The sequence below is a fragment of the Flavobacterium tistrianum genome (assembly GCF_003254545.1).
GTDB lineage: Bacteria > Bacteroidota > Bacteroidia > Flavobacteriales > Flavobacteriaceae > Flavobacterium > Flavobacterium tistrianum.
The window spans coordinates 226,865-239,772 of record NZ_QJRH01000072.1 but is presented as its reverse complement, the minus strand read 5'-3'; the positions used below and the strand labels follow the sequence as shown (position 1 = coordinate 239,772).

General features: G+C 30.3%; 11 protein-coding genes. 2 read left to right on the top strand and 9 right to left on the bottom strand.

Annotated features, from left to right (window positions below; translation table 11 throughout):
- Positions 1-11 precede the first annotated feature (11 nt).
- The 9 genes from DMB71_RS17805 to DMB71_RS17765 all read right to left on the bottom strand — a co-directional run bounded on the left by DMB71_RS17805 (position 12) and on the right by DMB71_RS17765 (position 9,765).
- Positions 12-1,127, bottom strand: coding sequence for a glycosyltransferase family 4 protein (locus DMB71_RS17805; protein ID WP_111368354.1), 1,116 nt, complete (start codon positions 1,125-1,127; stop codon positions 12-14).
- The gene (locus DMB71_RS17800; protein WP_162614846.1) at positions 1,117-2,067 is read right to left on the bottom strand and encodes a hypothetical protein; all 951 of its coding nucleotides are present in this window, start codon (positions 2,065-2,067) and stop codon (positions 1,117-1,119) included. Before DMB71_RS17800 ends, DMB71_RS17805 begins: the two co-directional genes overlap by 11 nt.
- 311 nt (positions 2,068-2,378) lie before the next feature.
- A complete protein-coding gene (locus DMB71_RS17795) occupies positions 2,379-3,647 on the bottom strand; it encodes a lipopolysaccharide biosynthesis protein (protein ID WP_111368351.1) in 1,269 nt (422 codons plus the stop codon).
- 69 nt (positions 3,648-3,716) lie between these two features.
- Positions 3,717-4,271, bottom strand: coding sequence for a hypothetical protein (locus tag DMB71_RS17790; RefSeq protein WP_111368350.1), 555 nt, complete (start codon positions 4,269-4,271; stop codon positions 3,717-3,719).
- 72 nt (positions 4,272-4,343) lie between these two features.
- On the bottom strand, positions 4,344-5,339 hold the full coding sequence (locus DMB71_RS17785) for a hypothetical protein (RefSeq protein WP_111368348.1): 996 nt from the start codon (positions 5,337-5,339) through the stop codon (positions 4,344-4,346).
- A 6-nt stretch (positions 5,340-5,345) separates the two neighbouring features.
- Complete coding sequence (locus DMB71_RS17780) at positions 5,346-7,025, bottom strand: DUF6909 family protein (protein ID WP_111368346.1); 1,680 nt, start codon at positions 7,023-7,025, stop codon at positions 5,346-5,348.
- A 75-nt stretch (positions 7,026-7,100) separates the two neighbouring features.
- Positions 7,101-7,547 (bottom strand): transposase, encoded by a 447-nt coding sequence (locus tag DMB71_RS17775; protein WP_239452997.1) that lies wholly within the window; start codon positions 7,545-7,547, stop codon positions 7,101-7,103.
- 212 nt (positions 7,548-7,759) lie between these two features.
- Entirely contained in the window at positions 7,760-9,247 is a 1,488-nt protein-coding gene (locus DMB71_RS17770) for a GH3 auxin-responsive promoter family protein (RefSeq protein WP_111368345.1), read from the bottom strand.
- A gap of 11 nt (positions 9,248-9,258) precedes the next feature.
- Positions 9,259-9,765: a peptidase gene (locus DMB71_RS17765; RefSeq protein ID WP_111368343.1), complete on the bottom strand. Its 507-nt coding sequence runs from the start codon at positions 9,763-9,765 to the stop codon at positions 9,259-9,261.
- Positions 9,766-9,978: 213 nt separating this feature from the next.
- On the opposite strand from DMB71_RS17765, the gene DMB71_RS17760 reads away from it, so the two are divergent.
- Both DMB71_RS17760 and DMB71_RS17755 read left to right on the top strand, forming a co-directional pair.
- Positions 9,979-10,158: a Sec-independent protein translocase subunit TatA/TatB gene (locus DMB71_RS17760; RefSeq protein WP_008465789.1), complete on the top strand. Its 180-nt coding sequence runs from the start codon at positions 9,979-9,981 to the stop codon at positions 10,156-10,158.
- Positions 10,159-10,275: 117 nt separating this feature from the next.
- Positions 10,276-12,864, top strand: coding sequence for a T9SS type A sorting domain-containing protein (locus DMB71_RS17755; RefSeq protein ID WP_162614845.1), 2,589 nt, complete (start codon positions 10,276-10,278; stop codon positions 12,862-12,864).
- The last annotated feature ends 44 nt before the right edge of the window (positions 12,865-12,908 follow it).

Genomic DNA, 12,908 nt, shown 5'->3' with positions numbered 1-12,908 from the left:
ATTTTTGGTTGTTATTCATGTTTTTTGATAATCTGATATAATATATCTGCTGATTTTTGCCAGCTGTATTTTTCTTTGATCTTTTGAGCCATTATCTCAAAATCTGAAGCTACGTCCTGAGTTAAGATTTTTTGAAGTTTTTGATTAAACTCATCTTGATTGTACGGATCAAAATAATAATTTTCGAAAAAAGTAAAATCTGACATTGCCGTTTTATTGGAACAGATTGTTGGAATTTTTGCCGCTATTGCTTCTAACGGAGGAATTCCGAAACCTTCTGCTAAAGAAGGATATACAGATGCATCTGCTCCGCGCAATAACAAAAGCATTGTTTTTAAATCAGCGTTTTTTAAAGAAACAATTTGATTTTTTATTTCAGAATCTAATGCGTTGTAGATATCGTCGTATTCCTTATTAGATAAAGTGTCATCTCCTAAAAACAGAAGCTTGTAGTTTTTGTACAATTTCAGATCTAAAAAAGCTTTTAAAACCATTTGATGATTTTTTCTCGGCTCCCATCGACTTACATAAATAACATATTTTTTTAATGAAAATTTATCTTCAACTTCAGCTTTAATCTGCTGCTTATTATATTCTTCAAAAAAAGTATCCTGAAAAGCATTTGGAGTTATCTCATAATTTGATAATGCAAAATGCTCTTGAATTTTTTGTTTAGAATACTCCGAAACTGTCAATTTGATTTCTGATCTTTTAGCGCTTTGTTTGTATAAAAATGTATTGACAATTCTGCTTAAGGAAGAAAAATATTCTGGAAAATCAATAAACAATACATCGTGTGTTGTAACAATGTATTTACATCTTTTTATTGGTGAAACGGTATATTGAAAATGAGCAAAATCAATTTTATTCTTTTTTATAATCTTTGGTATATCAATAAGCAGTCTTAAATACTTGTTATGATATTTATATTTTAAATAAGTAACGTTTAAATGGTTCCCAAAAATAGATGCTAAATGATCCGGATTAGAAGAAACTAAAAAAAAATGAAGATCGCTTTTTTTTATTAGCTCAGAGTACAAGCCTTTTATATATGTTCTTGTGCCCTGAAAACCACTATCAAAAACATGGCAGTCAACAAAAATACTGGTTGTGTTTTTAATGCTCATTTTCTATTCTTTTTTGGCTATTATGCTCTTTTATAATTACTTCTCTTAGTGCAATAAGAAATCCTATTATTATAGATTTATTGTCTAATTTTAAATATAAGCCTAAAAATACCCAATTTGAAACTACAAGAAAAATGCTGGTTCCTATTAATAAATAATTGATTGCTTGAACATTTTTGATATCCGACTTTTTTTGCCTGTATAAAATAATCAGAAAGGTCAAAAGAAATAAAACTCCTAATAATCCCGATTTTAAAAATATAGTCATATATGCGTTATGCGCAATTGGAATATATTGAACGTATTCATGATCATTCGTCCATATTTTCCTGCCCAAATTTAGTGTCGATCCTAAACCTTCTCCAAAAAATATAGCTCTGTTGCCTTTGGCAGAAACTTGATTTACAGCAATTATATTTTCAAATGATCTATAATTGTCGTTGAAATCTTTCCAATCTTCTTTATCAATTTTCGTTTTAAAAGCTTCCTGCGGCGCAATTTTTATTTTATATAAAAAAGCTTGAATTCCTTTTCCTTCTCTTTTTGGATTAATATAAACAATTGATGCATACCCTATTATTGACGCTAAAAAAACAGCTAAAATTACCTTTAGAGATTTTTTATTAAAAATCAAATACCCTTTTAGACCAACATAAAGAATAATAAACTGAATCAAGTTTGTTCGTGCCAAGTATAAAAAACTAGATAAACCAATTATTGCTAAAAAAAGTATTCTCTGCTTTTTTGATATTTCTAACTTTAGCTCTTTATAAAAAATAAGGATAATTAATATATAAATTTCGTAATCGCTAAAATAACCGCCATGTTCTCTTAACAAGTTAACGCTCAAAGTTCTGAATTCAATTACCGTAAAAGATAACATAACCAAATGCATTACAGAAATTGCTAATCCAGCATAAACCATGACTTTTAAAGCCAATTTACTGCTAAATCTACACAGCTGATATCCTACCAATAATCCTAAAATAGGCTTGACTAAATAGGTAAAATCTCTTATGAATAAAAAGGGTGTGGTTGTACTAAAAAAAGTAGAAACAACGGCAATTAAAAGAATAATGAGAAAAATAACATTATATTGGATTATGGTAAACGAATATTTTCTTTTAATTGTTAGCAGTAAAGTTAAAGACCAAACCGCAAAAGTGAGCTCATAATTAGCAAACAAAGAAACTCCGATGCAAAGCAAAAATAAAATCTGGTACGGAAAACTTTTGTAAATTGTTATATTCATTATTTACTCAATCTTATTATTGGTTTCAAAACTGCACAATATAAAACTATTACCATTATTTCAATAAAAATTGTCGCGATAAAAGCCCCTTGTAATCCAATAGTTTTTACTAACACAAAAAACAAAAACAAACTAAAAACTGAAGAACCGATTGTAATTTTTATGTACATATTATTCTTGTCTAAAGCAAAAAGTAATTGCTTTAAAGCAAAAGAAATTGCCATAAATATAGGTATAATCAAGCCTAACCTGAAAAAGTATATCATTGATGTTAAGTCATTTGAGGCAATATTGAAATATAACAAAATCTGTTCTGCACATACAAATGCCGTAAACACTACTAATAGAACAAATGAATAATTTAAACCATTGTATTTTAGCCATTTTGAAATTCCATTTTTCAAATTTGCATGTATTTGCAGGCAAACATCGGCATAGATAAAATTGAAGAACATTTGAAGATAACTTCTAAATGTCATAACTATCTGTTCTATAATTCTATATTGTCCAGCCATACCATTTCCTCCAACATAACTAACTATCATAATAGGCAGGTATTGATAAAATGAAAGAAACAATTGTGAAAAAGTCAGAGAGAATTCCTGCTTTAATAACAACAATGCATCTTTGGTAACATTGTGATAGAATTGTAAATTGTATTTTTTTATCAAATAAATCAGTCCTATAAAGCTCGAAATAATCAATCCAACTCCCAAATAAGCATTAGCATAGATATAATCATCCTTATCTGTGATAAAAATAAAAATACAAACAACGTATATTGCTTTGGAAATAATATTAATAAAAGAAATCCATTTATAGCTTTCCAAACCTTGAAAAATCCAGGTTGGGTTTAAGAATTGACCAATTACATACAAAAGACTAAAAAAGAAAACAGCTTGCTCTTTATTAAAAAAAGGAATGAAATAAATCAGCAAAAAAGCAATAAATGACGTCATTAAGATCAAAAAGAACTTCATTACATAAATTGAAACTATTTTTGTTTTAATAATTTCTATATTCTCTCTGTTTATTGATATTTCTTTGGTTCCATTAATATAAGAGCCATAATCAATCAAAACATTCAATACTAAAGCAAACGAAAATCCAACACCAATTTTTCCCAGTCCTTCTTTTTCACAAATTGACACCAAATAAGGCATTACCAAAAGCGGACTTACCAGATTAACTATCTGACCAATTCCATAAATAACAAAATTCTTAATTCGGTTATTCTGTAGTACATTTTGGTATTTTAACTTAAACAAGATAATAGGATTTGTTTAGAAAGTATTGACATTAGATAAAAAAAGCCACATTTTTGTGGCTCTTAAATATTATTTTACGATTAATTGAATTTGATCGTAAAGTGCTTTTTCTGAATAAAATAACGGATCGTATTTTCCTTCTTTTGTTTTGAAGTTTTGCACAATTGAGTTTTTCTTGTCTACAATTTTTACGCAGTCATTTGGAATAAAGTAATTGAAAAATAATGAATCTTTGGCTTCAAAACTTTTACTGTAATACTTCATTCTAAAGTTTTTAATAATGATTTCCTTCTGTCCTTCATTTGTTCCAAGATCAATTCTGATATAGTTTGGAATTACATCTTCAGGAAGATTAAAAACAATGTCCTGCGGATTTTCATTTGCTTTTACTTCTGTCCAAACTGAATTTTCTTCCTTGTACGGAACCTCATAAGCATCTTGGCTGTAATACAACTGAAAATGATCGTCTGTTTTTACTGTTGCTGTCAGTGTCACCTGGAAATTATTGTTTTTTGCTTCAACTTCAGCTGGTTTAACCTCATCTTGTTTTTGATCTGCTTCTTTCTTACATGAAGTAAATGTTACAAGTAAAATCAAACTTGCAAAAAATAGTTTTGTTTTCATTTTAAATTTTTGGGCTAATTTGGTTTTTAATCTTTATACAATCTTATCTCAATAAATACTGTTGTTATATTTTTAAATATTTGTTTTCTCTACAATTAATAACTTTTGTTTTCTGTAAAAGGCTTTAAAGAAATGCAGTAAAATGTAAAGAAAAACAAATAGAACAGGAAATATTAGTTTCTTGTGTCCATAAAAGAAACCTTCTTTTTCAATGTTTAATGTTGTACTGATATCTTTTATAATTTTATCATAACCTATTAATTCAACTCTATGATAACCTTGTTCATTAATTAAATCGCCTTTCGTTTTAAGAACCTCATTAAGCTGCGTATTCTCATTATAATAAACCAAACTGTTGCTTTTTTGAGAGCTATTTGCAGTATTAGAAAATTCTTTTAAGATTCCGTCAATCTGAGAAATAATAGAATCATTTTGTTTCATTTTCTCTTTAACATTAACCAATCTTGCTTCCTGAACTTTTTTATAGAATTCTGTTTTATTTAAAAAATTCATAAGAGGTTCAGTAACTTTTTTATTATTAGTTAATTCATCTGTAGTAATTGAAATTCTATGATATCGATAATTTTTACTGGTTAGATTATCCTCAATAATCTTTTTGATATCCCCATTATCTGCCATCAACTTAATCAATTCAAAATTCTCCGGTTTATTCTCAATCAATTTATAAACATCAGATATTGGCCTAATTTCAATAGATTTAAGACTTTCAGGATACTGAATTCCAACTGTATTTTTTAAGAAAAGAGTATCGCCTTCTTTAACTTTAGAGTAGATTAAACCAATTTTTGCATACAAATAATCTGTACTATCAAAATTTGGAGCCACAATAATTTCATGGTTGTATTTTTTTTGGGTCATATCTAGCAATAATCCCAAACCAAAACCAATTAAAACTAAAAGCAGAACGATAATCCAATTACGAATAAAGAATTGAATTAAACGAAAAATACTAGCATTAATTCTATTAAAAAAATTACCAATACTTTTTGAAACCTGAACGATATCAATCTCTTGATCTTCTATATTCTGCGGTACTTTTGTACTCATTTACTATTATTTAATATTGAAAATCTGTTCTAAAATCTTAATAGTAATCAAATAAGTTGGTTTTACACCAGTTGTTCCCAATCCGCCTGAAGCTAGTGTGCTTCCAGTTTCCAAAGGATTATCCGAAGCATAATAAGCATAACGAACTTTAATATCATGCGGCACGCTTTTTCTAATTTTAGATGCTGACTGAATGGCTTTTTGATAATAAGATCCTTCCATTTCTAGACCAATTACACCCCAAGTCGATTCGTGGAAGAATTTCAGTAAATCTCTATTTTGTAACGAAGTTCCAAGAACGGTAACCATTGCGCCTTCATAAATGTCAATATCATTTCCTTCAAACATTGCGCCTGTAAGTTCGTTTTCGAAGAAATAATTATCAGCTGTTCCTTCGTTTATATGTGCTGTAGGGATCATAATATCTCCTTTTCCGCCTTCCAGAATTCCAGCTTTACCCATAATCGAAACCGATTTTACATTTAGTAAAGTTTCTTTTTTAAATGGTTTCAAAAGCTCGTCAATAGTCTCGTAAGCTTGCTCTCCAAAGGCATAATCCATTACGATTATAACTGGTTTTTCTTCACCTACATTAGCATGCGAAAAAGCTGTTTTTGACCAGTCAATTTTAGCTGTATCAAAAATTTGAACGTCGATATTCGTTCCTGAACAATCTGGTAAAGAAATCATTCCGTTTTTTAAAGCCAATTCTTCGACCTGACCTCTAATTTCTTTTGAACCTGAACCGCTTAATTCTTCATAAATAAAGAAATCTGTTTTTCCTTTGTATTTTGTTTTTAACAATGGCGTTGCAAAAATCGAATTCATCACACTGTGCATATTGGCACTAATGACATGAATTGGTCTTTTCAGCAAATCGTTTGCTTTAAGAACTTCTTTGATGTTTGTAGCCCAGATTTCTCCGTGAATATGATGTCCAAGACGCTCACGTAAAACTGGACTAAAAGTTATCGTACGTTTGTTGTTTTCAACAATTTCTTCAATCGCCAGTTTTCCTAACCAGTAAATAACATGAAGGAAACGGTCTGGCGCAGATTCTGAACCAAAAGCATCGTAAATATCTAAAACTTCTTCAAAAGTTCTCGCTAGAATATTTGCAACGTGAGAAATGGCTTTTTCTTTCTCAATCTGCGTCAGCTTTTTGGTTTGCATCACAGATTGCTCCAGTTTCTGCCAATCGCGCGAAACCTCTCCTCCATCGTCAATTAAAACTCTATTTTTGATTTTATGAGATTCAATAAAAATGAACGTTAAATGTGTCAGGATATCATAAATGTCTGAACGTCCGCGTGTGATTTCGACATTCATTTGTTCTTCGTCAATTCTATAACAATTTCTTCTTCTTTTTGGAGGAACAATCGGCTGGAAATGCGATTTAGAATATCCTTCATCTGAAGTTAAATTGATAAAACGGCATTGCTCAATTCCAATCGGAAGACGCTCTATAACGTACAAAAGTCCATTTAATTCGACTTTTTCTTCGGCAATATTTCCATAAATTTCTGGACGTAAAGCCAGTAATGATTCACGTAAACTGTCACCAGAAACTCCCATTGGTTTATAAAAACCACGGTTGAATAAATGGCGCATTGTAATGTACATTTTTTCTATCGCCGCAGAAGATTCTTGCGCTCTAGATCTTGATATATGTTTGGTTTCTTTCATGCTATTTAATTTTGTAAACTCAAATGTAGGGAAATACAAGGCATGCCTTGTAACCACAATATCATTTTTTTTAAATCATTTTGATTTATTTTCTGTTTTAAATTTATCCTTTGTCCAATTTTCTGGATTTGAGACAATATAATCGGAAATTCTTTGATATTGATTATTGTCTCTAATAATATTATCATAAAATAATTTTTGCCATTCATGCGGATATCCTAATCTATTGGCATGTTTGGTTACCGCAGATTTATATGATCCAACAATTGACGAAATGGTATTTTTTCCAATGTTTTGAAAACGTTTCGAACCTGGTGATGATGATGGTAGATACAGGGCATGCCCTGTATCTACGCCCCCTGTATTTACAATATTCGCATTATCCAATTGTTTATCGATAATCAAAATTCCGTGAATATGATTTGGCATAACCACAAAATCACCCAATTCAACGTTTTTATGGTGTATGGGTATTTGATGCCACAATATATCGGCAATAATACCAACCTCTGATAAAACCATTTTATTATTTTGAATTTCTCAAAAATAATGTTTTCTGTCCTGTGTACAAATTGTTATAAAATACGCTCCATTCCAACCATAATCCCACCATTGCGCTCTTATTGAAGAAATACGATATTTATTTTGAAACTTTCCTTGACTCATTTAATTTCATTTACTTATTCATCCTAATTCATATGAATAAATAACTGCTTTATCTTGGAAATATTATTTTATTTTGTAAGATTATCCGCTATATTTCTATCATTTGACAATCTCGGAATTTTATTCTGTCCGCCTAGTTTTCCTTGTGATTTCATGTAATCTTGGAATCCGTTTTTAGAAACTTTCGTAATCACTACTTTTCTTAAAACATTCCCTGTAATTAAATCGTCGTAATAAATGTTTTGTTTTCGCATTGAATTATCGATTGTTTCCGCAAAAGCTTCCATGTTTTCTGGTTCTTTTTCAAATTCAATCAGCCATTCATGATAGGGTAAACCGCTGGCAGGTGTAATTTGCGGTGCTACTGTAAACTCGTTTATTACAATATTGGTAGAATTTACAGCATCTTTCATCGCATTTTCGACTTCATTAGCAATTACGTGCTCACCAAAAGCCGAAATATAATGTTTAATACGTCCAGAAACTATAACACGATACGGTGCCAAAGAAGTAAATTGAACAGTATCTCCAATATTATAACGCCAAAGCCCTGCATTGGTAGAAATAATAAAAACATAGTTTACTCCTACCTCAACTTCACCAATTGTATATACTTTCGGGTTTTCGTTAAAGAATTCGTCTGCTTTTATAAACTCATAGAAAATTCCAGAATTCAAAAGTAGCAACATTCCTTTTTCTTTCTGCGAATCTTGGTATGCAAAAAAACCTTCAGAAGCAGGAAACAATTCTATACTATCTACCTTTTTGCCAATCATTTGTTCGAACTTGGCGCGATAAGGTTCATAATTTACTCCTCCGTAGATAAACAAATTAAAGTTTTTGAATATTTCGCTAATCTTTTTGCCACCGCTTTTTTGCTGTAAACGCTCAAAATACATCTGAACCCAAGACGGAATTCCTGAGATAACCGACATATCTTCTTTTATAGTTTCGTCCACAATAGCATCTACTTTAGTTTCCCAATCTTCTATACAATTGGTTTCCCAAGATGGCATTCTGTTTTTCTGCAGATATTTAGGAACAAAATGCGCTACAATTCCAGAAAGTCTCCCAAATTTAATTCCGTACTTTTCAGTTAGAATTGGACTTCCTTGCAAAAAAATCATTTTTCCGTCAACAAAATCGGCGTTTCCTGTCTCGTTAATATAATGAAGAATTGCATTTCGAGCCGCTTCAATATGATATGGCATCGATTCTTTGGTGAGCGGAATAAATTTTGCTCCTGAAGTTGTTCCTGAAGTTTTAGCAAAATATAATGGTTTTCCTTTCCAAAGAATATCCGCTTCGCCTTTTACAACCTTTTCAACATAAGGTTTTAAATCTTCATAATCCCTTACAGGAACTTGTTTTTGGAAATCCTCAAAAGTTTTTATTTGATTGAAATGATGATCTTTTCCAAATTCAGTGTTTTGAGCATTTTCTATTAGACTTTTAAAAACCTTTTGTTGCGTTTCAACAGGTTTTTCGGCCCATCTAAGAGTTTGTTTGTATATTTTTCGGGCAAAAATTTTCGCCGCAATTGACTTAATTGACATTTTCAGTGGTATTATTTTTTGTCACTTTTCTTTTTGTCTTGAGATTTAGCTTTCAGTTCTTTTTCTGTTTCAGCGACATCTTCTCTCAGTTTTATTTCAGCATCAGATGCTTTCATATTTAAGTCTGAAGCATCTTCAACAGATTCTGCTAATATAGAATCTTTATTAAATTTTGAATATTCTAGTTCCCCCTTCAAAACTTTCTGAATCCCTTTTATATAGATTTCATTTTGTTTCAAAGCCGTTTCTAAAGAATCTGATTTTATTGCCAGCCTTGTAGCGTTTCGTTTTAATTCTGTTGACGAATACCCAGGAATAAATTCGCGAAGGGGCGTAAAAGCGATAATGAAAGTAGTAACCAAAATTAGAAATATTCCTCCTAAAGTAAACGTTACAAAGACATTCATTAAAGTAAGCCTAAAAGAAAATATTTCTTCAAAAGTGTCTTCATTTAAAATTACTAAACGGTTTTTAATGAACAGTTTTTTTCTAAAATTCTTTTTCTTTTTTTGAGTCATTATCCTTCTTTATTCTAGCAAATATAATAATTAATCATCATGATATTTAGTCGAAAAATTTCATGAAGATCTATAATTTACGATTTTATAAAATATTTAACGCGGTCTAATACGAATATTTTAAACTAAAAATACTTCTATTTCGTATATTTCTATATACCTTTGCGGAATAATTAAGAAAAACAATTTGCTTCGGCATTAAATATATTAGTCATGGGAAGATTAGGTCTTACAGAAATCCTTGTTATCGTAGGTATTGTGATATTACTTTTTGGAGGTAAAAAAATTCCAGAATTAATGAAAGGTTTAGGAAGTGGAATTAAGGAATTTAAAAACGCTGCTAAAGACGATCAACCTGCTGCTTCTAAAAAACAAGAAGAAGAAACAAAATAAGAAATTCGAAAAAATTAAAATCCCAGATTACAATGTAGTCTGGGATTTTTTTTGCTTATAAATTTCGCTAAATTTTCTGAGAGAAAATTTCTATATATTTGACGCAAACTTATGTATATGAAAAAAACTCTACACTTTTTACTTTTCTTTTTACAATTCTTAACAATTGATGCCCAAAATTCAATTGATGTTGAACATGAATATGGATCGTATCCGGGATTCTCAAATGGCAATGTTTTTTGTACAGCTACACAACCAGATGGAAAAATATTAGTAGGAGGTGCCTTTAGCTCTTATAGAGGAGACAATTCTTCAAATAATTTAATTCGTTTGAATCCAGACGGTACAAAAGATACAAGTTTTAGTACTGGTTCTGGTTTTAGTAACTCAATGTACTCTAATTATATATCTTCTATCATTCTGCAAGATGATGGAAAAATGATTCTGGGAGGTGTTTTTACAAAATTTCAAGGATTATCTCAAAATTATATAATTCGTTTAAATTCAGACGGAAGCAAAGATGCTACATTTAATTGCGGAACTGGTTTTATGGATAATCCAAATGGCGGTTCTACCGTACTTACCATGGTAAAACAAAACGATGGTAAAATTTTAGTTGGAGGAGGATTTTTAGGTTATCAAGGAATCGCTACTAAATATTTGATACGTCTTAATGCTGATGGAACTAAAGATACTTCATTTGATATTGGAATCGGTTTTAATTCTACTGTAAAAACTATAGTTTTACAAAATGATGGAAAAATAATCGTTGGTGGAGAATTTACTCAATTTCAGGGATTATCACAAAACCTTCTAATTCGTTTGAATACAGATGGAAGTAAAGATGCTTCTTTTAACGTATCTTCAGGATTTGATGCTACAGTAAATAGTGTTGTATTACAACCTGATGGTAAAATTGTAGCAGGTGGTTATTTTATGAGATATGTTAATGATACTCAAAATGGAATAGTACGAATAAATCCTGATGGTTCAAGAGACAAAACTTTTGATATATTAACAGGGTTTGGATTTGCTCCCTCTGTAACAGCTTTAGGTTTACAACCTGATGGTAAAATAATTGTTGGGGGTGCATTTCTTTACTATAAAGGAATTTCTCAAAATCATTTGATTCGTCTAAATTCTAACGGAACCAAAGATCCTTCTTTTGATATAGGAACTGGTTATGGAAACGGACAAACAGATCGCATTAATTTTATTGTTGTGCAGCAAAATGGAAAAATATTTACAGGAGGATATTTTGATGATTACCAAGGTATTACCGTAAATAATATTTTATCTATAAATAGTGATGGAAGCAGAGATACTACTTTTGAAACAGGAAATGGATTTAACAATACTGTTTATGCAATTGCACAACAAACCGACGGAAAAACAATAGTTGGTGGTAAATTTACTAATTATCAACAAACTCTTCAAAGTAATCTTATACGCTTTAACACGGACAATTCCATCGATAAATCTTTCAATATTGGCTCCGGCTTTTTTTATTCTTATAATGGTACTCAAGGTATCATTAAATCTATAGCTATTCAAACAGATGGAAAAATAATGGTGGGTGGTTACTTTAATGCCTATCAAGGTATTAATCAAAAAAACTTGATTCGTTTAAATGCTGATGGAAGCAAAGATACCTCTTTTAACACAGGAAGTGGTTTCGTCCGTCGTTATGATGACTCAGACAGTGTTAACTCAATTGTAGTTCAACCTGATGGAAAAATAATTGTAGGAAGTGATATAACTGAATATCAAGGGGTTGTTTCTAGATATCTAATTCGTTTAAATTCTAATGGATCTGTAGATACCTCCTTTAATATTGGAACTGGATTTGATGCTCCTGTTTTATCTGTAGCTCTGCAAAGTGATGGTAAACTGATTGTTGGTGGTAAATTTAAAAACTACCAAGGAGTTAGTCAAAACTATTTAGTTCGATTAAATGCTGATGGAAGTAAGGACAGTTCTTTTAATATTGGAACTGGGTTTGGTAGTCTTTATACAATAGGCGATGTTCATTCTATCGTTGTACAAGCTGATGGTAAAATAATTGTTGGTGGTAAATTTAGTTACTTTCAAGGGGCAAATCAAAATTATATAATTCGTTTAAATGCTGATGGGAGCAAAGACAGCTCCTTTAACATTGGATCTGGATTTAGTAATTCTGTTTTATCTATAGCCTTGCCAAAAGACGGAAAAATAATAGTTGGCGGTAGTTTTTATAGCTACCAAGGGTACCAATCTGTACACTTAATTCGTTTAAATACTGATGGAAGCATAGACACTAGAGCTTCAGAATTTGATAATTCTTCTTCTACGTCTGTTAATTCTATAAATCTGCAATCCAATGGTAAAATAATAATAGGTGGAGATTTTACTTCTTACAGAGGAAATACTAATTCTACTTCTTTAATTCAACTAAAAGGAACAGAAGTTGTCTTATCAAACGAAGATTTTATCAAAGAAAACAAATCATTTTCTCTATGGCCAAATCCAGTAAAAAACACATTAAATATCAACTCATTACAAGATTCAAACTACTCTGTAAAAATTTATGATTTGTTAGGAAGATTGATTTACACAAAAGAAAATGTAAATAATTCTATAGATGTTAGTTCTTTTGCATCAGGTTTATATTTAATTAAAATAAAAGCTGGCAGCGGAGAAACCTCTCAAAAATTTATAAAAATATAATTATTTGATTTATAAACTAAAAATCCCAAATTACATTCGTAATT

Coding starts and splice junctions, on each gene's coding strand:
- DMB71_RS17805 (WP_111368354.1), bottom strand. CDS start 1,127: ATGAGCATTAAAAACACAACCAGTATTTTTGTTGACTGCCATGTTTTT.
- DMB71_RS17790 (WP_111368350.1), bottom strand. CDS start 4,271: ATGAAAACAAAACTATTTTTTGCAAGTTTGATTTTACTTGTAACATTT.
- DMB71_RS17785 (WP_111368348.1), bottom strand. CDS start 5,339: ATGAGTACAAAAGTACCGCAGAATATAGAAGATCAAGAGATTGATATC.
- DMB71_RS17780 (WP_111368346.1), bottom strand. CDS start 7,025: ATGAAAGAAACCAAACATATATCAAGATCTAGAGCGCAAGAATCTTCT.
- DMB71_RS17775 (WP_239452997.1), bottom strand. CDS start 7,547: ATGGTTTTATCAGAGGTTGGTATTATTGCCGATATATTGTGGCATCAA.
- DMB71_RS17770 (WP_111368345.1), bottom strand. CDS start 9,247: ATGTCAATTAAGTCAATTGCGGCGAAAATTTTTGCCCGAAAAATATAC.
- DMB71_RS17765 (WP_111368343.1), bottom strand. CDS start 9,765: ATGACTCAAAAAAAGAAAAAGAATTTTAGAAAAAAACTGTTCATTAAA.
- DMB71_RS17760 (WP_008465789.1), top strand. CDS start 9,979: ATGGGAAGATTAGGTCTTACAGAAATCCTTGTTATCGTAGGTATTGTG.
- DMB71_RS17755 (WP_162614845.1), top strand. CDS start 10,276: ATGAAAAAAACTCTACACTTTTTACTTTTCTTTTTACAATTCTTAACA.